General features: G+C 60.6%; 25 protein-coding genes. 17 read left to right on the top strand and 8 right to left on the bottom strand.

Features of this window, described 5'->3' with window-relative positions; genetic code table 11:
• The first annotated feature begins 22 nt into the window (after window positions 1-22).
• From kdpB to O3303_RS15455, 8 genes are all read left to right on the top strand, one after another.
• Window positions 23-2068: a potassium-transporting ATPase subunit KdpB gene (gene kdpB / locus O3303_RS15490; protein ID WP_269559293.1), complete on the top strand. Its 2046-nt coding sequence runs from the start codon at window positions 23-25 to the stop codon at window positions 2066-2068.
• Window positions 2069-2225: 157 nt separating this feature from the next.
• Complete coding sequence (locus O3303_RS15485; protein WP_269559292.1) at window positions 2226-2786, top strand: K(+)-transporting ATPase subunit C; 561 nt, start codon at window positions 2226-2228, stop codon at window positions 2784-2786.
• 202 nt (window positions 2787-2988) lie between these two features.
• On the top strand, window positions 2989-4098 hold the full coding sequence (locus O3303_RS15480) for a porin (protein WP_269559291.1): 1110 nt from the start codon (window positions 2989-2991) through the stop codon (window positions 4096-4098).
• A gap of 288 nt (window positions 4099-4386) precedes the next feature.
• On the top strand, window positions 4387-5262 hold the full coding sequence (locus O3303_RS15475) for a HAMP domain-containing protein (RefSeq protein ID WP_269559290.1): 876 nt from the start codon (window positions 4387-4389) through the stop codon (window positions 5260-5262).
• Between the two features lie 54 nt (window positions 5263-5316).
• Window positions 5317-7260: a KUP/HAK/KT family potassium transporter gene (locus O3303_RS15470; RefSeq protein WP_269559289.1), complete on the top strand. Its 1944-nt coding sequence runs from the start codon at window positions 5317-5319 to the stop codon at window positions 7258-7260.
• A 138-nt stretch (window positions 7261-7398) separates the two neighbouring features.
• Complete coding sequence (locus tag O3303_RS15465; protein ID WP_269559288.1) at window positions 7399-8565, top strand: sensor protein KdpD; 1167 nt, start codon at window positions 7399-7401, stop codon at window positions 8563-8565.
• A 166-nt stretch (window positions 8566-8731) separates the two neighbouring features.
• On the top strand, window positions 8732-10477 hold the full coding sequence (locus O3303_RS15460) for a HAMP domain-containing sensor histidine kinase (protein ID WP_269559287.1): 1746 nt from the start codon (window positions 8732-8734) through the stop codon (window positions 10475-10477).
• A 168-nt stretch (window positions 10478-10645) separates the two neighbouring features.
• Window positions 10646-11218 carry a fasciclin domain-containing protein gene (locus O3303_RS15455; protein WP_269559286.1) on the top strand — a complete coding sequence of 191 codons (573 nt, stop codon included), beginning with the start codon at window positions 10646-10648 and terminating at the stop codon, window positions 11216-11218.
• A 131-nt stretch (window positions 11219-11349) separates the two neighbouring features.
• Here the strand turns inward: O3303_RS15455 and O3303_RS15450 are convergent, their stop codons facing one another.
• The gene (locus tag O3303_RS15450; protein WP_269559285.1) at window positions 11350-12489 is read right to left on the bottom strand and encodes a J domain-containing protein; all 1140 of its coding nucleotides are present in this window, start codon (window positions 12487-12489) and stop codon (window positions 11350-11352) included.
• Window positions 12490-12637: 148 nt separating this feature from the next.
• On the opposite strand from O3303_RS15450, the gene O3303_RS15445 reads away from it, so the two are divergent.
• From O3303_RS15445 to O3303_RS15435, 3 genes are read left to right on the top strand one after another with little or no spacing between them, the layout of a single operon-like run.
• Window positions 12638-13024 carry a phage holin family protein gene (locus O3303_RS15445; protein ID WP_269559284.1) on the top strand — a complete coding sequence of 129 codons (387 nt, stop codon included), beginning with the start codon at window positions 12638-12640 and terminating at the stop codon, window positions 13022-13024.
• 6 nt (window positions 13025-13030) lie between these two features.
• The gene (locus O3303_RS15440) at window positions 13031-13789 is read left to right on the top strand and encodes a hypothetical protein (RefSeq protein WP_269559283.1); all 759 of its coding nucleotides are present in this window, start codon (window positions 13031-13033) and stop codon (window positions 13787-13789) included.
• Window positions 13767-14534 (top strand): geranylgeranylglyceryl/heptaprenylglyceryl phosphate synthase, encoded by a 768-nt coding sequence (locus O3303_RS15435; protein WP_269559282.1) that lies wholly within the window; start codon window positions 13767-13769, stop codon window positions 14532-14534. Before O3303_RS15440 ends, O3303_RS15435 begins: the two co-directional genes overlap by 23 nt.
• A gap of 126 nt (window positions 14535-14660) precedes the next feature.
• Here O3303_RS15435 and O3303_RS15430 read toward each other — a convergent pair whose 3' ends face one another.
• From O3303_RS15430 to panC, 7 genes are all read right to left on the bottom strand, one after another.
• Entirely contained in the window at window positions 14661-15584 is a 924-nt protein-coding gene (locus O3303_RS15430; protein WP_269559281.1) for a helix-turn-helix domain-containing protein, read from the bottom strand.
• 158 nt (window positions 15585-15742) lie between these two features.
• Window positions 15743-16882, bottom strand: a complete 1140-nt coding sequence (locus tag O3303_RS15425) for an acyl-CoA dehydrogenase family protein (RefSeq protein WP_269559280.1) — start codon at window positions 16880-16882, stop codon at window positions 15743-15745.
• Between the two features lie 179 nt (window positions 16883-17061).
• A complete protein-coding gene (locus O3303_RS15420) occupies window positions 17062-17742 on the bottom strand; it encodes a zinc metallopeptidase (protein ID WP_269559279.1) in 681 nt (226 codons plus the stop codon).
• Between the two features lie 109 nt (window positions 17743-17851).
• Window positions 17852-18331 carry a D-glycero-beta-D-manno-heptose 1-phosphate adenylyltransferase gene (gene rfaE2, locus O3303_RS15415; protein WP_269559278.1) on the bottom strand — a complete coding sequence of 160 codons (480 nt, stop codon included), beginning with the start codon at window positions 18329-18331 and terminating at the stop codon, window positions 17852-17854.
• Window positions 18315-19385 (bottom strand): lysylphosphatidylglycerol synthase transmembrane domain-containing protein, encoded by a 1071-nt coding sequence (locus O3303_RS15410; RefSeq protein WP_269559277.1) that lies wholly within the window; start codon window positions 19383-19385, stop codon window positions 18315-18317. Before O3303_RS15410 ends, rfaE2 begins: the two co-directional genes overlap by 17 nt.
• Window positions 19386-19479: 94 nt before the next feature.
• On the bottom strand, window positions 19480-19827 hold the full coding sequence (gene panD, locus O3303_RS15405) for an aspartate 1-decarboxylase (RefSeq protein WP_187317395.1): 348 nt from the start codon (window positions 19825-19827) through the stop codon (window positions 19480-19482).
• A 72-nt stretch (window positions 19828-19899) separates the two neighbouring features.
• Complete coding sequence (gene panC, locus O3303_RS15400; protein ID WP_269559276.1) at window positions 19900-20745, bottom strand: pantoate--beta-alanine ligase; 846 nt, start codon at window positions 20743-20745, stop codon at window positions 19900-19902.
• A gap of 119 nt (window positions 20746-20864) precedes the next feature.
• Between panC and O3303_RS15395 the strand changes: the two genes are divergently transcribed.
• From O3303_RS15395 to O3303_RS15370, 6 genes are all read left to right on the top strand, one after another.
• The gene (locus O3303_RS15395; protein WP_187317397.1) at window positions 20865-21686 is read left to right on the top strand and encodes a glycogen/starch synthase; all 822 of its coding nucleotides are present in this window, start codon (window positions 20865-20867) and stop codon (window positions 21684-21686) included.
• Complete coding sequence (locus O3303_RS15390) at window positions 21670-23235, top strand: DUF4270 family protein (protein WP_269559275.1); 1566 nt, start codon at window positions 21670-21672, stop codon at window positions 23233-23235. The genes O3303_RS15395 and O3303_RS15390 overlap by 17 nt, the downstream gene beginning before the upstream one ends.
• A 99-nt stretch (window positions 23236-23334) precedes the next feature.
• A complete protein-coding gene (gene glmS, locus O3303_RS15385; protein ID WP_269559274.1) occupies window positions 23335-25170 on the top strand; it encodes a glutamine--fructose-6-phosphate transaminase (isomerizing) in 1836 nt (611 codons plus the stop codon).
• 165 nt (window positions 25171-25335) lie between these two features.
• Window positions 25336-25731, top strand: coding sequence for a RidA family protein (locus O3303_RS15380; protein WP_269559273.1), 396 nt, complete (start codon window positions 25336-25338; stop codon window positions 25729-25731).
• 18 nt (window positions 25732-25749) lie between these two features.
• Window positions 25750-25935 (top strand): hypothetical protein, encoded by a 186-nt coding sequence (locus O3303_RS15375; RefSeq protein ID WP_269559272.1) that lies wholly within the window; start codon window positions 25750-25752, stop codon window positions 25933-25935.
• Window positions 25935-26543, top strand: a complete 609-nt coding sequence (locus tag O3303_RS15370; RefSeq protein WP_269559271.1) for a pentapeptide repeat-containing protein — start codon at window positions 25935-25937, stop codon at window positions 26541-26543. Before O3303_RS15375 ends, O3303_RS15370 begins: the two co-directional genes overlap by 1 nt.
• Window positions 26544-26563 lie beyond the last annotated feature (20 nt).

The raw sequence follows: 26563 nt of genomic DNA, 5'->3' as shown, positions 1-26563 counted from the left end.
ACTCTCAGGATGACAATTACCCATGTCTACCAAATCTCAATCTCTCTTTCAACCCGCGCTGGTGTCGGAGGCCATCAAACAGGCGTTCGTGAAGCTCGACCCGCGCATCATGTTCCGCAACCCGGTGATGTTCACCGTGGAAATCGGGACGGTGGTGATGCTGCTCGTGACGCTGGGGCTGCTGGTGAAGCCGGACGCCGCCCAGGGCTCGTTCGGCTACAACTTCACCGTGTTTGTGGTGCTGTTCCTGACGCTGCTGTTCGCCAACTTCGCCGAGGCTATTGCCGAGGCCCGCGGCAAGGCCCAGGCCGAAAGCCTGCGCAAAACCCGCGAGGAAACGCCCGCCCGCGTGCTTGATGCCAACGGACAGGAGTCGTCGGTTTCCTCCTCCCAGCTCCAGAAGGGCCAGATTTTCCTGGTGGAAGCCGGCGAAATCATTCCTACCGACGGGGAGATTATAGAGGGACTGGCCACCATTGACGAGTCGGCCATTACGGGCGAGTCGGCTCCGGTGATTCGGGAGGCCGGCGGGGATAAGTCCAGCGTAACGGGCGGGACCAAGGTGCTGTCGGACCGCATTAAAGTGGTGGTGACGACGGCCCCCGGCGAGTCGTTTCTGGACAAGATGATTGCCCTGGTGGAAGGCGCTTCGCGGCAGAAAACGCCCAACGAAATTGCCCTCACCATTCTGCTGGCCGGGTTTACGCTGGTGTTCGTGCTGGTGTGCGTTACGCTGGCCCCGTTTGCCGAATACTCCAACACGCCCATTGCCATTTCGGCCTTCATTGCGCTGTTCGTGTGTCTGATTCCGACTACCATCGGCGGGCTGCTCTCGGCCATCGGCATTGCGGGCATGGACCGCGCGCTGCGGGCCAACGTCATCACCAAAAGCGGCAAAGCCGTGGAAACGGCCGGCGACATCGACGTGCTGCTGCTGGATAAAACCGGCACCATCACCATCGGCAACCGCAAAGCCACCCACTTCTGGCCCGCTCCCGGCATTGAGGCGCGGCAGTTTATCGAACTGGCCACCCTCTCCTCACTCACCGACGAAACGCCCGAGGGCAAGAGCATTGTGGAGCTTGCCCGGGAGCAGCAGGTAGATCCGCAGCTGCTGCAAAGCCGTTTGCAGGGCGCCGAGCTGATCAAGTTCACGGCCGAAACCCGCAGCTCCGGCGTGACCCTCGCCGACGGTCAGCGCATCCGCAAGGGCGCTTCTGATGCCATTCGCCAGTTAGCGGTAAAAGCCGGCCAGCCCTTCCCGCAGGAGACATCGGAGCGGGTTGATGCCATTGCCAATAACGGCGGCACGCCGCTTGTGCTGAGCGAAAACGACCGAGTGCTGGGCGTGGTAGAGCTGCAGGACATCATCAAGCCCGGCATTCAGGAGCGGTTTGAGCGCCTGCGCAAAATGGGCATCAAGACGGTGATGGTAACCGGCGACAACCCGCTCACGGCCAAGTTCATTGCCGAAAAGGCCGGCGTGGACGACTTCATTGCCGAGGCCAAGCCCGAGGACAAGATGCAATACATCCGCAACGAGCAGCAGCAGGGCCGCCTGGTGGCTATGATGGGCGACGGCACCAACGACGCCCCCGCCCTGGCCCAGGCCGACGTGGGAGTGGCCATGAACTCGGGCACCCAGGCCGCCAAAGAGGCCGGCAACATGGTGGACCTCGACAACGACCCCACCAAGCTCATCGAGGTGGTGGAAATCGGGAAGCAGCTGCTGATGACGCGCGGCACGCTCACCACGTTTTCGATTGCCAACGACGTGGCCAAGTACTTCGCCATTGTGCCCGCGCTGTTCATGGTGGCCATTCCGGCCCTGGGCGCGCTCAACATCATGGGCCTGAAGTCGCCGCAGTCGGCCATTCTTTCGGCCGTGATTTTCAACGCCATCATCATCCCGGCGCTGGTGCCGCTGGCGCTGCGCGGGGTGGCCTACAAACCCATCGGGGCCTCAGCGCTGCTGCGCCGCAACCTGCTAGTGTACGGCCTGGGCGGCGTCATCGTCCCCTTCATCGGCATCAAGGTCATTGACCTGCTGGTGGGGCTGTTTTTGTAAGAAAGCTGACGTTTGAACAGATAAAAAAGAACGTCATGCTGAGCGAAGCCGGAGGCGAAGTCGAAGCATCTCTACCGCAGTAGTAAATCAATACCGATTCAACAAGGCGGTAGAGATGCTTCGACAAGCTCAGCATGACAGACAACATAAAATCAACATGAACCAGAACCTGCTTCCCGCATTCCGCCTGACCCTTGTGCTACTAGTGGTCTGCTGCCTGATTTACCCCGTGATGGTGTGGGCCGGTGCCCAGCTGGCCCCCAACAGCGGCCAAGGCGAAACCATCAGCCACAACGGCCGCGTGGTGGGCTACGACAATGTCGGCCAGAACTTCACACGGCCCGAGTACTTCCAGGGCCGCCCCTCGGCCGTGGATTACAACGCCGCCGGCTCGGCTGGCTCCAACAAAGGCCCCAGCAACCCCGAGTACCTCGCCACCGTGCAGGCCCGCCTCGATACGTTTCTGGTGCAGAACCCCGGCGTAACCAAGGCCCAGGTGCCGGCTGAGCTGCTCACCGCTTCCGGCTCGGGCCTCGACCCGCACCTCTCACCGGCCGCCGCCGCCGTGCAGGTGGCCCGGGTGGCCAAAGCGCGCAACCTGGACGCTGCCAAAGTTCAGTCTCTGGTAACGGCCACCACCCAGCACAGCGCCTTCGGCCCCGACCGGGTGAACGTGCTACGCCTGAACGTGGCCCTCGACGCCCTGCAGAACCGCTAGCCCGTGGCTGCTCGTTAACGGCTCAGCTGGCGCGGGCGTCCCAGGGTTGAAATCCTGGGCTACGGAGTGGTTTAAACCGCCAACCAGACCGCTGACTAGCCCAGGGTTTCAACCCTGGGACGCCCGCGCCGCCTGAGCCATCTATTCCTACTTTCGCCTCTCCCTTCTCACTTTGCGCCCCTGCAACGGACGCTTCCCCCCCATGAAACCACTGGTTCTCCTTACCGCTACGGCACTGCTCACAGCTTCGGCCGCTATGGCGCAAACCACGCCCGATTCCACGGCAGCCCCGGCGGCTCCGGCCAATCCGCTGACCACCTACGGGTTCGTGGATGGCTATTACGGCTATGATTTCAAGCACGCGGCCACCAACCAGCGGCCCAGCTTCTTGTACTCGCACAACCGCCAGAACGAGTTTACGGTGAACAACGCCGTTATCGGCCTGCGCTACGACAACGGGCAGGTACGCGGGGCACTGGGCCTGCACGCGGGCTCCTACGTATCGGCCAACTACGCGGCCGAAGACCAGGTGCTCAAGCATCTCTACGAAGCCTACGCGGGCTTCCGGCCCTTCAAAAAGGCGTGGCTGGACGTGGGGATTTTCGGCTCGCACATCGGGTTTGAGTCGGCGCTGAGTAAAGACAACTGGACACTGACCCGCTCCCTGATGGCCGAAAACTCGCCCTATTACGAGGCCGGGGCGCGGCTGACCTACGAGGTGTCGCCGAAGCTCACGCTGACCGGGCTGGTGCTCAACGGCTGGCAGAATATCCGCGAAAACAACCAGGCCAAGGCCCTGGGTACCCAAATTCAGTGGAAGCCCACCGATAAGCTGCTCATCAACAGCAGCACCTTCTACGGCAACGAGCAGCCCCAGGACTCGGTGCGCCGCCGCCGTTACTTCCACGATTTCTACATGAGCTACGCCGCCACCGACCGCCTCAGCCTGGCCCTGGTGTTCGACGTGGGCAAGCAGGAGAATGAGCAGCGCGGCGGCAAGGCCGATACCTGGCACACCGGCGCGGCCTTCGTGCGCTACAAGCTGGCCGACAAGTGGACCGCCGCCGCCCGCGCCGAGTACTACAACGCCGACCGGGGCGTCATCATCAGCGCCATTTCGCCGGTGGCCGCCGCCACCGATTTCAAGGTGCAGGCGGCCTCGCTCAACCTCGACTACGCGCCCACCAGCAACGTGACGGTGCGGGTAGAGGGCCGAACCTTCCACGGCCGCCAGCCCTTCCTGACGGACCGCAACGGCAACCCTACGCGCAACTACGGCAACCTCACCAGCAGCATCGCGCTGTCGTTTTAGAGTGTGTTTGGGAATTTGAAAAGAACGTCATGCTGAGCTTGTCGAAGCATCTCTACCGCTTCGTTGCATGCTATCTGGCGAAGCGGTAGAGATGCTTCGACAAGCTCAGCATGACGTGCTGTTGATTACTTACGACTTTCTGAACAGCTTCATTTAGTAGCAGTGTTAATCATTTGTGAGACAGTGGTTTGTTAAAAAAAACAAATACCTGCTACTCAATACCAACTACTCAATACCCAGCCGTTCGGCGGCTTGGCAATGGTTTCACCTTCTAGCTGACCACGCATCATGGCCCGTACCATCAAAGCCCGCCTCACGCTGGGCCTGAGCTTTCTGTTCGTGATTATTCTGCTGCTGAGCGGGGTGGGGGCGTATTTCCTCTATCAACTCTCGCGCAGCTCGGCGGCCACTCTGCAGGACAACTACCGCTCGGTAGCTTACGCCCGGGCCATGTCCGATGCGTTGTCGGATTTGCGGGCGGCACAGCAGGCGGACCCAGTGGCTTCGGTCCGCGCCGAGGCCGCCTTCCGGCGCAGCCTGCGGGCCGAGCAGGGCAACATCACGGAGCCCGGCGAACAGGAGCTGGCCGATTCGCTGGCGGCCTCGTTTGGGAAGTACGCGGCGCAGGTGAAGGCCCCGGCCGGCCTCTACCAGCAGGTGCGCGGGCAGGTGGGCCGGGTGGCTACTCTGAATCTGCGAGCCATTGAGCAGCAGAGCGTGCGCACCCGCCGCATTGCCAACCGCACCATCGGTACGCTGGGACTGCTGGCCACCGTGGGTATTTTGGCCACGCTCTCGTTCATCTTCAGCTTCCCCGACTACCTGACCAAGCCGGTGCAGGAGCTGACGGCCGGCATCCGGCGGGTGGCCGAGGGCCACTACGACCAGCGCCTGCCCGTGCGCGCCCACGACGAGTTTGCGCCCGTGGCCCAGGCCTTCAACGACATGGCCCGCCGCCTCGAAGGCTACGAAACCGCCGACGGCACGCCCCGCATCGACTCCAGCGGCCCGCTGGACCTCATTACCCGCCACCACCGCCCCGGCACCGCTCCGGCCGCTCCAGCCGAGCTGTCGGACAGCCAACGCCATCTGGCCGAGCAGTTGCAACAGCAGGCCCGCCAGCTAGAGCGCACCGCCAAGACGCTGCTCCGCGGCCAGGGGTAGCGGGGCTATTCTGCCTGCCACCAACGCACACGTATTTCTCCCTAGTTTTCGGGCATGACGTCCTCCTCTTCTTCCGCGCTGCAGCGCGCTACCCCGGCCGGAATGCTGGTGGCTTTAGGCATTGTATATGGGGATATCGGCACCTCGCCGCTGTACACGGTGCGCGGCGTGTTTGCCGGCCGGCCCGTAACGGAGGATGTGGTGCTGGGCACTATTTCCTCAGTTATCTGGACGCTGACGTTGCTCACCACCGTGAAGTACGTGCTCATTGCCCTCCGCGCCGACAACCACGGCGAGGGGGGCATTCTGGCGTTGTATGCCCGGCTGCGGCGGCTGCCGGTGCGCTGGCTTTACCTGGTAGCCATTATCGGGGCGGCGGCGCTGCTGGCCGATGGCATCATCACGCCGCCCATTTCGGTGGCCTCGGCCATTGAAGGGCTGCGCATGGTCTGGCCCAATATCAACACAGTGCCCATCGTCATCGGGATTCTGGTGGCGCTGTTTGCGTTTCAGCAGTTCGGCACCCAGATTATCGGCAAGCTGTTCGGGCCAGTGATGACGGTGTTTTTCTCGATGCTGGCCGTGCTGGGCGTGTACCACCTCAGCCAGGATCTGAGCATCCTGCGCGCCTTCAACCCCTATTACGCCCTGCACATGGTCACGCAGGTGCCGGGTGCTTTCTGGTTGCTGGGCTCCATCTTCCTGTGCAGCACCGGCGCCGAGGCTCTGTACGCCGACATGGGCCACGTCGGCCGTAAGAACATCTACGGCTCCTGGACCTTCGTCAAGATTTGCCTGCTGCTCAATTACCTAGGCCAGGGGGCCTGGCTGCTGCAGCACCTGGGGCCGCCGCTGGGCGAGCAGAACCTGTTTTTCCTGCTGATTCCGCAGTGGGCTTTGCTGCCGGCCATCGGGCTGTGTACGCTGGCCACCATCATTGCCTCGCAGGCCCTCATTTCGGGCTCGTTCACGCTGGTGATTGAGGCATTGCGCCTGCATTTCTGGCCCAAAGTGAAGGTCGATTACCCCACCGAGCTGCGCGGACAGGCCTACGTGCCCTCGCTCAACTGGCTGCTGTGCACCGGCTGCGTGGGCGTGGTGCTGTACTTCCGCGAGTCGGGCAACATGGAGGCGGCGTTTGGGCTGGCCGTGACGGTGACGATGCTCATGACTACGGCCCTGCTGGCGTTCTACCTGCGCATGCGGCGCGTCAATCCGGTCTGGATTACGCTGCTGATTGGCACGTACGTACTGATTGAGGGGTCGTATCTGGTGGCCAATCTGGCCAAGTTCACCCACGGCGGCTGGCTCTCGGTGCTGCTGGGGGCCGTTATTCTGCTGGTGATGCTGAGCTGGATTGCAGGCCAGCGCATCCGCAACGACCTCACCGAATTCACGCCCCTGGCCGAGTACCTGCCGCTGCTGCAGGAGCTCAGCAACGACCAAACGGTGTCCAAATACGCCACCCACCTGGTGTACCTCACCAAGTCCGACGATGCCCGGCAGGTGGAAAACGGCATCATCCACAGCATCTTCAAGAAGCGCCCCAAGCGGGCCGATGTGTACTACCTCATCCACGTGCACACCACCGACGACCCCTACACCCGCCGCTACCACGTGACGCACGTGCTGCCCAACGAGCTGGTGCGCATTGATTTCTACCTGGGCTTCCGCGTCGACCATGCCCTCAACTACATGTTCCGGCAGGTGGTCACGGAGCTGGTGCAGAACGGGGAGGTGGACATTACCAGCCGCTACGAAAGCCTGCGCGGCCAGGACATGGCCGGCGACTTCCAGTTCGTGATTCTCAACAAAACCCTGCCCTACGAATACCTGCTGCGCGGCTGGCAGCGGCTGGCCCTGCGCCTGCACGGCTGGCTCAAGCGCCTGGGCGCCTCCGAAACCGAAAGCTTCGGCCTCGACAACAGCTCCTTCGTCATCGAAAACGTGCCCCTGCACATGCCCGCCCGGCCCGAGCTGCATTTGCAACGGGAGTAGCCAGGCAGAGGTGTAGAGACGCAACATCTTGCGTCTCGTCGTTGAACGATGCGGAACGGCACGATTGCAAACAACATCAGCAACGATGAGACTCCAACTATTGCGTCTCTACACCGATTCATTCACCCATTCCACCCCATGAGCAACGACGACCAACAGCGCGACCAATCAGCCGAGCGGTTTCTGCGGCTGGTGCAGCAGCGGCGGCGCGGCCGGTTGAAGGTGTACCTGGGGCTGGCCGCCGGCGTGGGCAAAACCTACCGCCTGCTGCAGGAAGCCCACGAGCTGCGCGCCCACGGCGTGGATGTGGTGCTGGGCTACGTGGAAACCCACGGCCGCCCCGGCACCGTGGCCCAGCTGCGCGACCTGCCCACGGTGCCGCGCAAGCACATCTTCTACAAGGGCCGCATGCTGGAGGAAATGGACGTGCAGGGCATTCTGCAGCGCCGCCCCTCGGTGGTGGTGGTGGATGAGCTGGCCCACACCAACGTACCCGGCTCCGAAAACGAGAAACGCTGGCAGGACGTGGAGCAGCTGGTGCGGGCCGGCATTTCGGTACTGACGGCCATCAACATCCAGCATCTCGAAAGCCTGCACGACCAGGTGCTGCGCATCACCGGCACCGACGTGACGGAGCGCGTGCCCGACCAGGTGCTGAAACTGGCCGACGAAGTGGTGAACGTGGACCTGACCGTGGGTGAGCTGCGCGGCCGGCTGGAGGAAGGCAAAATCTACGATGCAGCCAAGGTGCCCACGGCCCTGCAGAACTTCTTTCAGGCCGAAAACCTGCTGCAGCTGCGCCAGCTGGCCGTGCGCGAAACCGCCAACCTCATCAGCCGCCAGATTGAAACCGACGGGGGCGGGGCCGCGCCCGTGGCCCCCGAGCGCCGCAACCAGGACCGCCTGCTGGCCTGCATCAACGCCAACGCCCCCGCCGCCAAGGAAATCATCCGCAAAACCTCGCGCCTCGCCGACCGCCTCTCGGCCGCCGGCTGGTACGTGCTCTACGTGCAGACGCCCCGCGAATCGGCCGACCGCATCAACCTGGCCACCCAGCGCCACCTACTCAACAACCTGCAGCTCACCACCGAGCTGGGCGGACAGATTCTGCGCGTAAAAGCCCCCGAAGTAGTGCCCGAAATCCTGCGCATCGCCCAGGAAAAAGGCGTCACGCTGCTGATTTGCGGCGTAACGGGCGAGAAAAGCTGGTGGCAGCGCCTATTGCGCCGGGGCGTCACGGGCCGCCTCATCCGCGCCGTAGCCCGCTCCCCGCTGGACGTGGACGTGTTTCTGGTGAGTTATTAAAGTAGCCAACGCCCTATAGAACGTCATGCTGAGCGGAGGCGCAGCCGTAGCCGAAGCATCTCTACCTCTGGCTAATTAAATATCAGTGCAACGAAGCGGTAGAAATGCTTCGACTGCGGCTGCGCCTTCGCTCAGCATGACGGTCAATTAGAACACCACCCCGCCCATGAACCTCAAAACCAAAATCACCCTGGCCTTTATCACCATGCTGCTGCTGCTGCTGGGCGTGAGTGCCTTCACCCTGTTCTCGCTCAACCGGCTCGACCGTACGGCGCGCAACGTGCTGCAGGACAACTTCTACTCCGTGGAGTTGGGCCAACAGATGCTGCGCGCCCTCGACAGCATGCAGGCTGCACCGCCCGCCGGACTGGTCCGGTTCCGGACGGCCCTCACCCGCGAAGCCGGCAACGTGACCGAAACCGGCGAGCAGGCGGTGGTTGACAGCCTCACGGCCACGCTGGCCCGCTACGAGCGGCTGCCCCAGGCCGCCACCGCCGCCCGGCTCCGCGCCCAGACTTACCGCATGATTGACCTGAACACCCAGGCCCTCACCCGCAAAAACGAAGCCGCCAACCGCACCGCCACCCAGCAGCAGCGCTACGTGCTGGCCCTGCTCACCTTCGCGCTGCTGACCTCGTTGCTGTTTGTGCTGAGCGTGCCCGAGGCGGCTGTCAGTGGCCTGCGCAAGCTTACGGCCAGCATCGAAAACGCCACCAACCAGGATTACTCGGCCTCCATTCCGGTGGAGAGCCACGACGAGTTTGGCACCGTGGCGCGGGCCTTCAACCGCATGCTGGTGCAGCTTCAAGACTACCGCACCTCCACGCTGGCCCAACTGATGGCCGAGCGCAACCGCGCCGCCAGCATCGTGAACAACCTCGATGAGGGCCTGCTGCTGGTGGATGAAAACCGCCGGGTGCTGCTGGTAAACCCCGTAGCGGCTAACCTGCTGGCCCTACCGGCCGCCGAGCTGCTGGGCCAGCCGGCCGACGAGCTGGCCCGCCACAACGACCTGTTCCGGGAGCTGCTGCGCCACCTGGATACGCCCGCCGCCCAACGACCCCAGGAGGCCGCCCCGGTGCTCACGCTGGCCCAGAACGGCGAGGAAGTGTACTACCGCGTGGCCGTGAACGACGTCATCAGCTTCAACGAGGCGCTGGACAAGATGGAGTTCGTGGGCTCCATCCTCACCCTGCACAACGTGTCGGAGTACAAGAAGCTGGACCAGGCCAAATCGAATTTCCTGGCTACGGTGTCGCATGAGCTGAAAACGCCGCTGTCGAGCATCAACTTCAGCCTGAAGCTGCTGCAAAACGGCAAAGTGGGCTCCGTGAACGAGGAGCAGCAGCGGATTCTGGCCACCATCAAGCAGGAAAACCAGCGGCTGCTGAAGCTGGTGGGCGAGTTGATTGACGTGTCGCGGCTGGAATCGGGCAATATCCAGCTCAACTTCCAGCCCACCCAGGTGCGCGACATCGTGCAGTTTGCCGCCGATACCATCCAGCTTCAGCTCCAGCCCAAGCAGCTCACGCTGGATATTCAGGTGCCCGCCGAGTTGCCCGCCGTGCGCGCCGACATCGAGAAGACCACCTGGGTACTGCTCAACCTGCTGGCCAACGGTATCCGCTACTCGCCCGAGCAGGGGCAGCTGCACATTCGGGCGGCGCTGGCCCCGGGCGGGCAGCAGGTGGAGGTGCTGGTGCAGGACCACGGCCCCGGCATTGCGCCCCAGTACCAGGAAAAAATCTTCCAGCGCTTCGTACAGATTCCTGACAAAACCGGCTACCGGGGCGGCTCGGGGCTGGGTTTGAGCATTGCCCGCGAGTTCATCGGCAGCCAGGGCGGGCAGCTGTGGGTGGAAAGCGAGCTGGGCAGCGGCAGCACTTTCCGCTTCACGCTGCCGGTAGCGTAGCCGGGGCCGGGCAATAAGCCGCCGCCGCTTTCGGGCAGCAGCCCAGCGCCTTAGCGCAGCAGGGCATAGGCGTGATAAAATATTTTTCACATGTAATAAATCCAATCAGACACCAGCGGGCGTAAGTGCTTTCAAATCAACCACCCCCTTCTTCTCGCTTCTCTGATTATGAAAAAGACCCTTCTTTCTTTCGCTGTTATGGCCTTTATGGGCGCTGCTTCGGTTTCTTCGGCTCAGGCTCAGGCCAAAATGACGCCCGGCACCGTATCGGTAGGCGGCCAGGCCATGTACCCGAATAAGAACATTGTGGAAAACGCCGTCAACTCGGCCGACCACACCACGCTGGTAGCCGCCGTGAAAGCCGCGGGCCTCGTGGAAACGCTGCAGGGCAAAGGCCCCTTCACGGTATTCGCTCCTACCAATGCCGCCTTCAGCGCCCTGCCAGCCGGCACCGTTGAAACGCTGGTGAAGCCTGAGAGCAAGGCTACCCTCACCAAAATCCTGACCTACCACGTGGTAGCCGGCAACATGACCGCCGACAAGATTATGGCCGCCATCAAAGCCGGCAAAGGCACCGCCAGCCTCAAAACCGTAAGCGGCGGCACCCTGAAAGCCATGATGAACGGCCCCAAAAACGTGGTGCTGGTAGATGAGAAAGGCAACGTCTCGACCATCTCCACCTACGACGTGACCCAGAGCAACGGCGTGATTCACGTAATCGACAAAGTCCTGATGCCCTAACCCAACTGGTGTTTCTGCACCAACAAAAAGCGCCTTCCCGGCTGGGAAGGCGCTTTTTTTGATTGATATTGAGTAGTTGTCAGTTGCTCGTTGTCAGTACAGTTCTGACAACTGACAACGAGCAACTAAACTCAGGGGCAATTCTGGCGGCGGGCCTCGTCGGCGTAGGTGTAGCCGAGGCGCACGGCCCGCTCGAAAAACTCGCAGGCAGCCGGGGCGTTGCCTTCCTGCTGGGCCAGGCGCCCCAGCAGAAAGTGCACCTGCCCATTGTCCGGGTTGGTTTCGAGCACCTGGCGGTAGTCGGCGCGGGCCTGGGTCAGGTCCTGCATTTTGTAGTAGGCCAGGCCCCGGTAGGTCAGGTATTTGATGGGAAGCGGCCGGCCGGCCCGGGTGCGCAGGCGTAGGCCGGTGGTCAGGTCTTCGGCGGCCTGGGCAAAGGTCTGCTGCTCAAACAGGCGCACCTCACCCCGGGCCAGCCAGGCCGTGCTCTGCGTTGAATCCAGCGCCAACGACACGGTAAGGCTCTGCTCGGCGGCAGCGGCCTCGCCAAGACCCGCCAGGCATTGCCCCACCCGAAACAGCAGGTGGGCCCGCTCGGCGGCCGGCTCGGCATCCGTAAGGGCGGCCTCATAGTCGGCGCGGGCGGCGGCATAGTCGCGGTTTATCAGCTGCTCTATCTCGCCTCGCCGCCGCAGCGCGGCCCCGAACTCGGGCTTGAAGTGCAGCGCCTGCGTGAAGTAGGCGTGCGCCGTCGACCACCGGGCCCGGCGGTAAGCCTGCAGGCCGTCTTCGTAGTTGCTCACGGCCGTCACGTGGTCCATGATGAGCTTGCCGCCCAGTACAAACGCCAGGATAGTGGCCAGCAGCCCAAACGTGAGCAGGTAGTCGCGGCGCGTGAAGCGGCGCTGCTTAGGAATGGTGCGGTAGTGCCGCTCGCCGGCGCCGGCCGGCCGCCGGGTGCGCAGCGGCGCGGGCGGCGGCATGGGCACCCCGTACACGTGCTGGGTGGGGGCGCGGTACTGCTGCTGCCGTTGCTGCTCGGCGGCCCGTTGGGCACCCTGGCGCAGCTGCTGGTCGTAGGCGGCCCGGCGGTTGGGGTCGCCGAGCACGCCGTAGGCCACGGCCACGGCCTTAAACCGCTCCTCGTACAGGGCACTGCCGCCGTGCTTGTCGGGATGCAGCTCTACCGCCAGCCGCCGGTAGGCACGCTTCACATCGGCCGTTGTAGCGGTGGTGGCTATGCCTAATACGTGGTAATGATTCTGGCTCAAGATGCAGACACTTGCGGGTAAAAATACGCCGGGTTTCAGACACGCGCGCACTTTTCCCGTATGAATGGGCTATCTGAAAACCGGGCCACGCGCCCGGAGTTCAGCCCCTGCTTCCGAAACATGGTTTTCCGCAAATTATCTCCCGCTCATGGGCCTTTTCTCCGACGACGACGACGCTACTAAAACTCCCCGCACCGACAATATCATCGGGAATCTGAAGGGCTATCTGGACACCCGCATCGACCTGATGCGGCTGGAAGTGCAGCAGAAAGTGAAGGGCGCCATGGTAGGCACCATGCACGGCGCGGCTATGGCCGGCATCGGGCTGGTGTTTTTCCTGTTTCTGAACCTGTTTATCGCCCTGCTGCTCAATGAGCAGCTGGACAGCTCTTATTGGGGCTTCGGCATCGTGGCCGGCTTCTATCTGGTGCTGCTGATTGTGTTTGTGGTAGGCGTTGATAAGAAAGTATTCCAGGGAGTGGCTGACAAGCTCCTCGACAACACCATCTACAAATCCGACAAACGTCAAGCCTAATCCGACATGGCCGAACTGACCAACCCCTTGTTTGAAGACGAGAAAGAGTTTCTGGAACGCCAGAAGCTGGAATACGAGCGTGCTCTGATGGGCGACGTGGAGGAGATTAAAGAAAAAACCCAGCAGGCCAGCAAGTACGTGGCCATCGGGGCCGGCGTATTGGCCGGCGTCTGGCTGTTGTCGAAAGCCTTTGGCGGCAAGAAGGACAAAGTGCTGCGCGGCCGCCAGCAGCCACCGGCCGCATTGCCGGGCGGCCGGGCCGCCCGCACGCTGCGCAAGCACCGCTCTCCGGTGCCCAGCGCCGACGATGATCTGGGCTTCGGCACCAGCCACCAGGCCGACCGCGGCCAGCAGCCTTCCCACCATGAGCGCGCCCACCTTGCGCCCGAGGTGTATCACGCCACGCCCCTGGCTTCGTCCGATGACACTGCGCATGACCCTTTTCAGCCCATCGGGGCCGAGGTACAGTCGTATGCACCGGCCCGGCAGCCAGCTTATGAGCAGCAGCAGCAGCACGCGCCGCAGGCCGAGGCTTCTTCTATTGTAGCCGATACGTTCCGGGTATTCCTGCAGTCGGACACCGGCAAAATGCTGGTAGCACAGGCCACAGCCGTGCTGATGGCCGTAGTTGCCAAAAAACTGAACGAGTATTTGCCGATGCTCAAAAATCCCGACCTTGCAACCTCCCCAGCGGAGCCGGAAACCCGGGACATCGACTTTACTTATCACCACGACGACGCGAATGCGCCTCACCAGCCTCTATGATGGTCTTAGCAAGCGCCGTGCCCACGGCCGCAAATCGCTGGCCATCCTGCTCGACCCTGATAATCTGACTGAAGCAGGCTGCCGCCAGGTGCTGGCGCTAAGCGAGGCGCATCCCGTAGACTACTTTTTTGTGGGCGGCAGTCTGGTGATGAATTCCCACCAGACTGCCCTCATTCAACTGATTAAGCAGCATTCGGCGGTGCCGGTGCTGCTTTTTCCTAGTCATAGCCTGCACCTCGATCCACAGGCCGACGGCATTCTGCTGCTGAGTCTGATTTCGGGCCGCAACCCCGAGTTTCTGATTGGGCAGCACGTGGTTGCGGCCCCGCTGCTGCGCCAGAGCAACCTGCAGATTCTACCCACCGGCTACCTGCTCGTGGACACCGGCCGCCAGACCACTGCCAGCTACATGAGCGGCACCACGCCCCTCCCCTACGACAAGCCCACCATTGCGGCCTGCACCGCCATGGCCGGCGAGCAGCTGGGTCTGCGCCTGATGTACCTCGATGGGGGCAGCGGCGCTATGTACCCGGTGGCCGCAGCCACTATCCGGGCCGTGCGCCAAGCCGTGGAAGTGCCCATTATTGTAGGTGGCGGCATCAATACTGCCGACAAAGCCCAGGCCGCACTGGCCGCCGGTGCCGATGTCATCGTAATCGGCAACCAGGTGGAAAAGACGCCGGAGTTTCTGGCTGAAGTATCCCGCGTAGTACAATCGTTCAACACCGTTTCGGATGTAGCTTAGGGCTTCCGCGGTATCGCAAAGTACCAGTTGGCCCCAACGGCTTCCAGCCAAAAAAAGCCCCTTGCTACCAGTGTAGCAAGGGGCTTTTTTTGGTCGGCACATTGCCGGGAAAGCGTCTGGAAAGGCTTAGATGTTCATCGCCGACTCGCGGCGGCGCATCTTGCCGGCCGGAATCCCGAACATCATTTTAAAGCGACGGCAGAAGTAAGCCGTGTCTTTGTAGCCGACCTCTTTGCCGATGTCGCGGATGCTCTTTTTGGTGGTACGTAGCAGGAACACGGCGCGCTCCATGCGCTGGTACTCGATGTAGTCCTGGGGGTTGATGCCGGTGAGCATCTTGAAATACTGACCCACATAGTCCTCGCTCACGTTGGCCACGTTGCTGAGCACCTTGTTGCTCAGGTCACCGCCGATGTTTTCCTTGATGTAGTTGAACAGGTCGATGAGGCGCGGGTCCTTGAAGTAGGTGCTGTTGGTAGCTAGCTGCTCCACAAACATCTTGTTCTTGAGGATGTAGCGCACGATTTCCACCACGATGTTCTCGGTGTAAATCGTAATCAGCCGCTCCCGGCCCGGCAGCTCCTGCAGGCTTTCCTCTACCACTTTGATGATGAGGTTACCCAGCTTGGAGTTGTTGGAAATCAGGAACGCCGGCACGTCCAGCGAGGCGAAGAAGTTCACCGAGTCGAACACCTTGGCCTCGAAGCTCACAAACGAGTGGCTCTCCTCGGCGTCGCCAATCAGGTCGAGGTCGGAGTTGGAGTGGAAGAACTTGTCTTTGTTGCTGATCAGGTCGTCGTTGGTGATGACTTTGCCGGCCGATTCGCCGTAGTTCACCTTGGTGGCACGGCCGCCGGGGATGAAGAGCATCTCGCCTTCTTCCACCACTTGCTCTTCCTCACCGAACGTGATACGGCCTTTGTGGAGCAGAATAAGGTTGTTGCCGACGTCGTAAGAGTTGCGTACCGTGAAGGGCTGCTGCAACACCAGATTCTTCGCTTTTATGTAGCGTACGCCAAGCGACTCTATCACTTTATTGTAATCTTCCATCTTCGTAGGGCAGTTTGGGTACTGGGGTAAACCCGGTAAAAAGGGTGGCCGGACTTATGTAATGCAAATTAAGATATAAAAATTCACAAAAACGAAAAACCCAGTCGAAATTCGACTGGGTTTAATGCAATACTTCTGACTTTTAGGCAATTCGCTTCTTACTTCAGGATTTCCCGAGAGATTACAATTTTCTGAATCTCGGAAGTGCCTTCGTAAATCTGGGTGATTTTGGCGTCGCGCATCATGCGCTCCACGTGGTATTCCTTCACGAAGCCATAGCCGCCGTGGATCTGCACAGCCTCTACGGCCGTGTCCATGGCCACCTTGGAGGCAAACAGCTTGGCCATAGCGCCCGACTTGGCGTAGTCCTGGTGGGCATCCTTGTCGTGGGCCGACTGCAGGCACAGCAGGCGGGCGGCGTCGATGTTGGTGGCCATATCGGCCAGCTTGAACTGGATGGCTTGGTGCTGCGAAATCGGCACACCGAATGCCTTGCGCTCTTTCGAGTACTTCAACGACAGCTCGTACGCACCCGATGCAATGCCGAGTGCCTGCGCCGCAATACCGATCCGGCCGCCGGCCAGCACCTGCATAGCGAACTTGAAGCCGAAGCCATCCTCGCCGATGCGGTTTTCCTTGGGCACTTTCACGTCGGTGAACAGCAGCGAGCAAGTATCGGAGCCGCGGATACCGAGCTTGTTTTCCTTGGGAGCGGTCTGGAAGCCTTCCATGCCCTTCTCCACAATCAGCACGTTGATGCCGCGGTGCTTGAGCTCAGGGTTAGTCTGGGCTACTACGAGGTACACGGAGGCCGTGGTGCCGTTGGTAATCCAGTTTTTGGTGCCGTTGAGCAGGTAGTAGTCACCTTTGTCTTCGGCAGTGGTGCGCTGGCTGGTGGCGTCGGAACCAGCTTCCGGCTCGCTCAGGGCAAAAGCACCGATGATTTCGCCGGACGTCAGGCCGGGCAGGTACTTGCGCTTCTGCTCCTCGTTGCCATATTTCTCAAGGCCCCAGCACACCAGCGAGTTGTTCACGCTCATGATAACGGAGCAGGAAGCATCCACTTTGCTGATTTCCTCCATGGCCAGCACGTAGCTCACGGTGTCCATGCCGCCGCCGCCGTACTCGGGGCTCACCATCATGCCCATGAAGCCCAGCTCGCCCATCTTCTTGATCTGCTCGGCAGGAAACTTCTGGTGTTCGTCGCGCTCAATTACACCAGCCCAGAGTTCGTTCTGAGCAAAGTCACGGGCGGCCGCCTGCACGGCGAGTTGTTCTTCGGTGAGCTGGAAATCCATGCGGTAAAGGGAGGGGGTGGGATGGGGAAAACGTCAGAGCGTATTAGCTGCACAGCAGCCAAACTGTCCTCAAAATTAAAGCGCAGATTCGGCAGATTCGGTGGCTGGCCCGGATTTTTTACCGGAATCCAGCCTGAAAAGCTACAGACCCGCTATTTTGTTTGGTAGCGCCGCCGCTGCTAGCGGCGGCGGCCCATGAGCAAGGTGGCGTAGTAAAACAGCGTAGCCATAGAGCCCAGCGCCGCTACCACGTAGGTCATGGCCGCCCATTTCAGGGCGTCTTTGGCCATTACGTGCTCCTGCGGCGTCACGACGTTGCGCTTGTCCATCCAGGCCAGGGCCCGCTTGGAGGCGTCGAATTCCACCGGCAGCGTCACGAAGCTGAACAGCGTAGTGAGTGCGAAGAACGCCACCCCGATGCCCAAGGGAAGCGGCGTGGTGCGCAGCATAATCACGCCCACAAACAACAGAATGGGCATAAACTTGGACACGGCGCTCAGGGCCGGCACCATGGCCGAGCGGAACTGCAAGGCGCTGTAGGCGGTGGCGTGCTGCACGGCGTGGCCGCACTCGTGGGCCGCTACGGCGGCAGCAGCGGCACTGCGCTCCGCAAACACCGCTTCGCTCAGGTTCACGGTTTTGTCGGCGGGGTTGTAGTGGTCGGTCAGGCGACCCTCGGTGCTGATGACGCGCACGTCGGTGATGCCGTGGTCAGCCAGCATCAGCTCGGCAATCTGCCGGCCGGAAAGGCCATTGCGCAGGCCTACCTGCGAGTACTGCTCGAACTTGCTTTTCAGGCGGCGCTGAATCAGCCAGCTGGCCAGCATGGTGAGCAAAACGATGATATAGGCCGGATTCATACTGTACATCAAAATGAGGATGGTGGAAGGAAGTGAAAGACGGTAGCTGACTGCCATTCTGACGGTTGCAAGGCCTGCGCCTTCACCAAAATCCACCAGAACCCGGCCGCTAAGCCCCCGTCAGAATTCGCTCGACGATGCGCGAGGTGCTGTAGCCGGCCACCAGCGGCACGGTGAGCACCTGCCCGCCATGTTGCAACACCACTTCGTGGCCTACAATTCCACTGATGGGGTAGTCGTCGCCTTTCACCAGAATGTCGGGCAGCACGGCTTCAATCAGCGCCAGCGGGGTTTGCTCGTCGAAGAGCACTACGGCATCCACAAACAAAAGCGACGCCAGAATCCGGGCCCGTGCCATTTCGTCCTGCAGCGGCCGGCCCGGCTTGAGCCGGCTGACGGAAGCGTCGGTGTTGAGGCCGAGCACCAGCTTGTCGCCGAGGTGGCGCGCCTTCTCCAGGTAGTCCACGTGGCCCAGGTGCAGCAGGTCGAAGCAGCCATTGGTAAATACTACGCGCTGGCCTTCGGCTTTCCAGGCCGCCACTACCGGCAGCAGCTGGGCGCGGGTCAGGATTTTATCTTTGCTCCACATCAGCAGGTAGTTCAGTGGTTTCGAGAGGCAGCGCCACGCCACGGCGCGCCAGCTGCCCCGATTTCATCATGCTCAGCAGGAAGCTGATGCCGCCCATCAGCACCACCAGCAGCGTCTGGGCGCCGTGCACCACCAGCGCGTAGGCAATGCCGCCTTCCTTGCTGATGCCATACACCAGCAGCGTGCTCTGCACCAGCAGATGGAACACCCCGATGCCGCCCTGCACCGGCGCGGCCATCCCAAATGCTCCGAACGTCAGCACCGCCAGCGCGGCCCGCATGCCCAGGTCGTAGGTTTCGGGGAAGGCGAAAAAGGCCAGGTAATCCATCAGGTAGTACACCAGCCAGGTGAAGAAGGTGTGCAGCAGAAAGGTCCCCTTATTTTCCATGCGTACGATGCTGAACACACCGGCCAGCAGGCCTTTCACGAAGCCGAGCATCTTGTTGAATACAGTATTCTGGCGCAGGCGCTCCAGGTTGCGCCACAGCAGGTAGCCCGAAATCAGCAAAGCCAGCAGCGCTACCACGGCGGCAGCTACCAGCGCGTTGCGGTTGCGGGCCAGCGCATCGGCCTTGCCCTGCAGCAGGTAGGTATCGGCAAAACCCCAGAAGGTCTTGAAATCCAGGAGCAGCACCGTGGTCAGCAACCCCAGCAGCACCAGCACGTCGATGACCCGCTCGGTAATAACCGTGCCCAGCGAGACCTGCACCGGCACCTTGCTGGTGCGTTGCAGCAGCGAGCAGCGCACTACCTCGCCCACCCGCCCGGGCAGCACCATATTGGCCAGGTTGCCCACCATCATGGCGTGGTATACGTCCCAGAAAGCCGGTTTCGGGCCGGTTACGGTGGGGTCGAGCTGCATCTTCCAGCGGTAGGCCCGGCTCAGGTAGCCCAGCACCGACAGCACCATCGTGAGCATCAGCCACCAGTAGTTGGCGCCGCGCACCGTATCCACGATGCGGCTCAGGTCCTGGCCGCGCACGGCGTACCACATCAGCAGCCCCGAAACGGACAGTAGTAATGCGTATTTGAGGATGTTTAGAAGTTGCTTCACTAACTAAATGATTGAAGTGCTTAACGGCTAAATGGCGGGTCGTTCTAAAAGCCTCTAGAACGACCCGCCATTCAATACAGCAGCTTTTCAGCCGTTAAACCAGCCGGTTGTGCTGATCCGGGAAGATAATGGTGGGCTGGTGCGCCCGCGCTTCGGCGAAGTCGATGAGGCCGTAGGAGATGATGATGACGATGTCGCCCACGGCTACGCGGCGGGCCGCCGGGCCGTTCAGGCAGATCATGCCCGAGCCCCGCTCGCCCTTGATGGTGTACGTTTCGAACCGCTCGCCATTGTTGATATTGACAATGGTGACCTTCTCGTTTTCCACCATGTTGGCCGCATCCAACAGGTCTTCGTCGATGGTGATGCTGCCTACATAGTGCAGCTCGGCCTGCGTAACCTTAACGCGGTGAATCTTCGATTTGAGAACCTCGATGTGCATGAAAAAAAGCAATTGGCGAATAGGACCGCAAAGATACGCAGGAGTGCATCGTCTGGCATTCCTTCAGCTGCCTTACCGCACCACCACGTTGTCAATCAGGCGCACGCCTCCCAGGTGCGCGGCCAGGCACAGCACCACCGCGCGGCCGGGCTCCCGGGTTGCTACCGGCTGCAACGTCTGGGCATCGGCCACTTCAAAATACTCCAGTGTGAAGGCGGGCTCAGCCGCAATGTAGGCGGCGGCCTGCTGCTGCACCTGCGCCGGCGCTAGGCCACTCCGCACCGCGGCGGCCGCCTGCTCCAGCGCCTCATACAGGCGCGGCGCCACCGCCCGCGCCTCCGCCGACAGCCGCCGGTTGCGCGAGGACATAGCCAGCCCATCCGGCTCACGCACGGTCGGGAATGACACCAGCTCCAGATCAAATGACAGATCCTGCACCAGCTGCTGCACCACGGCCACCTGTTGCCAGTCTTTCTGGCCGAAGTAGGCCTGATGCGGCCGGCACATATGGAACAGCTTGCTCACCACCGTAGCCACGCCGTTGAAGTGGCCGGGCCGGTGCGCACCTTCCATCACCCGCTCCAGCGGCCCGAAGTCGAAGTGCAGCACCGAGGGCTGCGGGTACATTTCTTCCACCGAGGGCAGAAACAGTACTGTGCAGCCCGCCGGGCCCAGCAGGGCCGCATCGGCCTCGGGCAGGCGCGGGTAGAGCCGAAAGTCGTCAGGATTGTTGAACTGTGTGGGGTTCACAAAAATGCTGACTATCACCACGTCGCAGGCCTCGGCGGCAGCTTCCACCAGCTGCAGATGGCCGGCATGAAGCGCGCCCATAGTAGGCACCAGGGCCAGGCGTTGGCCGGCGCGCCGGCAATTTTCTGTGTACGCATGCAACGCGGCAGCCGTGTGCAGTATCTCCATAGATGTAGTAGCCTTGTTGGACAGGCTCCAGAGGGGTTTAGTTGAATTTTCGCCCAAATTTGTTTAATTTTGTGCTCCCCAACGTGTTGCCTTTCCCCAACTACCCTTTTCTGACTGATATGTCCAAGTTGAGAATCCTCTACGCGGCTACGGAGATTGATCCGTTTTTGCAGACCACCAAAGTAGCGGAATTTTTGCGGCGCCTGCCTCAGGGCATGCAGGAAATGGGGATGGAAATCCGCATTTTCGTTCCCCGCTTCGGCATCATCAACGAGCGGAAAAACCGGCTCCACGAAGTAGTACGCCTCTCAGGTATCAACATTGCTGTGGGCGAAGATGAGAAACCGCTGATTATCAAAGTAGCTTCCATTCCGAACGCCAAACTGCAGGTGTACTTCATTGATAATGAAGACTATTTCCACCGCAAGTCGGTATTGGTTGACAAGAACGACAAGTTCCACGCCGACAATGACGAGCGGGCTATTTTCTTCTGCAAAGGGGTGCTGGAAACGGTAAAAAAGTTAGGGTGGGCTCCCGACATCGTTCACTGCAACGACTGGATGACGGGTCTGATTCCGATGTACCTGAAAACGACCTACAAGAAGGACCCGATTTTCAAGGATGCCAAATCGGTGTTCACGATTTACAACAACGAATTCGACCACAAATTTGGCGGCGATATCATCGAAAAAGCTAAAATGCTGGATATCGATGATGACATGCTGGCGGGTTTGAAGACGGCGGACTTTGGTGGCTTCATCAAAATCGGCATGGAATACGCCGACTCCATCGTGAAATCGGATGAGAACTTCAGCGACAACCTGAACGCCATCTTCACCGAATACTCGCAGAACAAGAAGAACAAACAGATCGGGCAGGTAGGAGCCGACGAAAACCTACTGACCTCTTACTACGCACTTTATAATGAATTGGCCAACTAGTGCCTGCCGGCTTGCGTCGGTTTCCCTACTTTCCGCAACGCTGCTGTTTACGGCCGCCAGTTGCGAAGACGCCAACGATCTGGGCGTGGAACTACCTGGCACCGCCAACGCCGACACCCAATACCGCGACTTTCCCGTAACGGCTTCCACCGTGCTGCGCGACTCCACCGAAACCCAGAAAGCCGACCGGTTTCTGGTAGGCAGAGTGCGCGAAAACGTGCTGGGCTCTACGGCCGCCACGGCTTTCCTGAACCTGAAGCTGCGGCCTTTGGCCATAGACTCTCTTCCAACTGAGGTGAAGCGAACTGAAACGGTTGTTGCGCCGAACGCCATCCTGGACTCACTCGTGTTGGAGATGCCGTTTGACGAGGTGTATGGTTCGTCGGCTACTCCACTGCGGGTTAATATTTTTCAGTTGGCCCAGCCGCTGGATGACCGTACGGCCTACAATTCTACATCGTCGGTAGCATTCGGACCGGAAATAGCACGGGGCCTTTCGGCACGTCTGAATGGCACGCGCAAGGACTCGGCCGGCACAAAACCGAACCGGACCCAAGTGACTGTGCCCGACCGGACGGTACGCCTGAAGCTGCACGGCGGCAGCCAGACTTCTACGCTGGCAACCAGCGTATTTGACCGCCTCAAAGTGACTGGCTTCAACCAGGCGGCGCTGGATGCCATTTGGAAAGGCATTGCGTTTCAGCCGGTAGCAGACTTCAACACGGCCGTAGTAGGATTGCGGGCTACCGTGACGACGCGGGCTGTATTCTACTATCACTACACCAACAAGAAGAATACTGGCCAGCTCAGCGGCCGTTACAGCATCCCGTTCAGCAAAGGCAGCTGGACCCGTCTGACGACCAACGACGCACCCCGCTATTTCACCCAGATTACCAACGAACTGCCGACTGGCTCAGCCTTGAGCCGACTTGGTGGGCCAGGCGGCGCTACACAGTCGGTAGCGGCATCTGAAACAAATGGCTTGGTGTACATGCAGGGTGGCAACGGTTTCGGGGCCAAGCTGGAAATTCCGGGCTTGGAAATCCTGAAGGGCTTGGCGGCACCACAAGCTAACGGTAGCCCGGCCATTGCCATCAACCGGGCCGAACTGCTGATTCCGGTACGCCCGTATGCCAACCTGTTATTCTCGCTACCGGATAGCACCTTCCTGTACGAAGTAAATGCTAACAACCAATCGTTGTACCGCCCGTTGCTCAACACTCGGGTTGAACGGATTGTCCTGCGGGATGGAGTTCCACAGACAGGTGCTGGACTGTCGTCAATTGCTGATGATCTTACCAGCGGGCTTGGCTACTACCAGAATGCTGCCAATGGCCGCCTTTATACACTGTCGGACGCCAACCAGAACTTCAGCATGATTATGACGGGCTACGTACAGGCATATGTATATGATAAGCTAGGTGGCGTTTCACCGGCCGCTTTCGTATTGTCACCGTCGCTGCGCAACTCTTATGGCCTGGGCCTAGAGCGGGCCGTGCTGGACGGCAGCAATATCAAGCTCCGCGTATACTACTCGCAGCTGCGTTAACTTTGCTTTGTTTTTGTGCCTGCTGAGCCGCGGCATAGCATTTGCTATGCCGCGGCTCACTGCCATTTTTTCACGAAACCTACTTTTGCTTCCCTACTTATGTGCGGAATTGTTGCTTATATCGGTCACCGCGAAGCCTGCCCGATCATTCTTAAAGGCCTGCACCGTCTCGAATACCGGGGCTACGACTCGGCCGGCGTAGCGTTGTTGAACGGTTCGCTTGAAGTGTATAAGAAAAAAGGAAAGGTAGCCGAGTTGGAAGCCTTCCTGCAGGACAAAGACACTCAGGCGCAGATTGGCATGGGCCACACACGCTGGGCCACCCACGGCGAGCCCAATGACTCCAATGCGCACCCCCATTACTCTACCTCGGAGCGTATTGCCATCATCCACAACGGTATCATTGAGAACTATGCGGCGCTGAAAGAGCACTTGCAGCAGCAGGGCCACACGTTTCATTCGGATACCGACACGGAAGTGTTTGTCAACCTGATTGAGGAGATTCAGAAGCAGCAGAAATGTTCGTTGGAAGAGGCTGTCCGTCTGGCCTTGCATGAGGTGGTAGGTGCCTACGCCATTGTGGTGCTGAGCCGCGACGAGCCCAATCAGCTGATTGCGGCCCGCAAAGGCTCGCCGCTGGTTATCGGGGTTGGCAAGGATGAGTATTTCCTGGCGTCCGATGCCACGCCGATCATCGAGTACACCAACGAGGTGATCTATGTGAACGACTACGAAATTGCGGTCATTAAAAACGGCAACCTCGAAATCCGTTCCAAGGAAGACGTGCAGCAGACGCCCTACATCCAGAAGCTGGAGATGGCGCTTGAAAGCATCGAGAAAGGCGGGTACGAGCATTTCATGCTGAAGGAGATTTTCGAGCAGCCGCGCTCCATCCTCGATTCGATGCGCGGCCGTTTGGAACTGGAAGCTGGCCACCTGAACATGGGCGGCATCCGGGCCTACGAGCGGAAGTTCATGAATGCCGACCGCATCATCATCGTGGCCTGCGGTACCTCGTGGCACGCTGGCTTGGTGGCCGAGTATCTGCTCGAAGACCTGGCCCGCATTCCGGTGGAAGTGGAGTATGCGTCGGAATTCCGCTACCGCAACCCCATTATTACGGAGCGCGACATCGTAATTGCTATTTCGCAGAGCGGTGAGACGGCCGATACGCTGGCTGCAATTGAACTGGCCAAGAGCAAAGGCGCCACCATCTTCGGTATCTGCAACGTGGTTGGCAGCAGCATTGCTCGCGCTACCGATGCCGGTGCCTACACGCACGCCGGCCCGGAAATCGGGGTGGCTTCGACCAAGGCCTTCACGGCTCAGGTAACGGTGCTCACGCTACTGGCCATGATTGTGGGCCACAAGCGCGGCGCGCTGTCTGATACCCGTCTGCGCGAGCTGATGGTGGAGCTGACCAACATTCCGGCGAAAGTAGAAAAGGCGCTGCTGCTCAACGACGAAATCAAGGTGATTGCCGAGATGTTCAAGGACGTGCCGAACTTCCTGTATCTGGGCCGCGGCTACAACTTCCCGGTAGCCTTGGAAGGCGCGCTGAAGCTGAAGGAAATCAGCTACATCCACGCCGAAGGCTACCCGGCCGCCGAAATGAAGCACGGCCCAATTGCCCTCATCGACGAAAACATGCCGGTGGTGGTTATCGCCACCAAGGACAGCTCATACGAGAAAGTGGTGAGCAACATCCAGGAGGTGAAGGCCCGCAAAGGCCGCATCATTGCCGTCGTGACGGAAGGCGACACGGTTATCCCGGCCATGGCCGAGTTCGTGATTGAGGTGCCCCACACGTCGGAGGTGCTGGTGCCGCTGGTATCGGTGGTGCCGCTGCAGCTGCTGAGCTACCACATTGCCGTCCTGCGCGGCTGCAACGTGGATCAGCCCCGCAACCTGGCCAAATCGGTAACGGTGGAATAAGGCGCTTTTGCAGCCTGCTACTGACAGAAGTCCATCGGCTGCGGCCGGTGGACTTTTTTGTTTCCGGCCCGGGCACTTCCACTGATTATGCCTTCCGTTAACGCGCTGGGCCGATATTTTCCGCTTACTTTAGCGCTCCTTCAAACACCCATTCCTTCTTTTGCTATGCCCCATACCGTTGTGTATTCCGACCAAGCCCCCGCTCCTATCGGGCCCTATAGCCAGGCCATTCAGGCCGGCAATACCGTGTACGTTTCCGGCCAGATTGCCCTCGACTCTGTCACCGGCCAGGTGGTAGGTGACGGCGACGTGGCCCAGGAAACCCACCAAGTGATGCGCAACCTGCAGGCAGTGCTGCAAGCCGCCGGCCTCACGCTGCGCGACGTGGTGAAGTGCAGCATTTTCGTGAAGGACCTTGGCAACTTTAGTCTGATCAATGAAATCTACGGCAGCTACTTCACGCCCGACTACGCGCCGGCCCGCGAAACCGTGGAAGTAAGCCGCCTGCCCAAAGACGTGCAGGTGGAAATTTCGTGCGTAGCTGTGCAGGGCGGTCAGTAACCCATCGTCTTTTCAGCTATGAAAGAGCTTGGAATAGGGCTTTTCCTGGTGGGCCTGGTGGCGTTGGTGCTGCCTTTTCTGGGCATGAAATTCATGTTTCTGACCTGGATTGACCAATGGGGCGCTACCACGTCGCTGCTCATCCGGGGCGGTATTACGCTGCTGGGACTGCTACTGTGGCTGAGCTTCCGCAACCGCGACTGATGCGCCGGCCTGCCTCCAAAGCTCCGAAGGCGCTGACCAAACCAGCGTACTTCCCGCCCGAAAACGTGCTGGAACGAGCGTTGCCGCCGGCGTTGGCCGGGCAGCGCGAGTTCGAGGAGTACCGGTTTCGAAACATCGACTTCAGCGGGGCCAACCTGGCCGGCTTTCGGTTCAGCGACTGTCTGTTTGAGAACTGCAACCTGGCCGGCGCCAACCTCAGCCAGACGGCCCTCCAAAACGTGGCCTTTGAGGGCTGTAAGCTGCTGGGCCTGCCCTTCCACGCCTGCCGCGACATGCTGTTCGGCGTGCATTTCGACCGGTGCCAGCTGGATTACGCTTCTTTTATGGGCCGGGCCCTGCCCGCTACCCGTTTTGTGGGCTGCTCACTGCAGGAGGCCGATTTCTCGCAGGCTAACCTGACGGCGGCCGTCTTCGACGACTGCCAGCTCACCCGCGCTATCTTCCGCCAGAGCATTCTGGTCGGCACCGATTTTCGGACCGCGCACGAGGTGGAACTGGACCCGGAACAAAACGAGGTGCGGCAGGCCCGCTTTTCGCGCCACAGCCTGCCGGGCTTGCTCACCAAGTACGCCCTGGTAATAGAGTAGCTGAGTAGTGGAGTAGCTGA

The organism is Hymenobacter canadensis (assembly GCF_027359925.1).
Taxonomy (GTDB): Bacteria; Bacteroidota; Bacteroidia; order Cytophagales; family Hymenobacteraceae; genus Hymenobacter; species Hymenobacter canadensis.
Note: the sequence above shows the minus strand (reverse complement) of the source record. Positions and strands in the feature narration are given on the sequence as shown.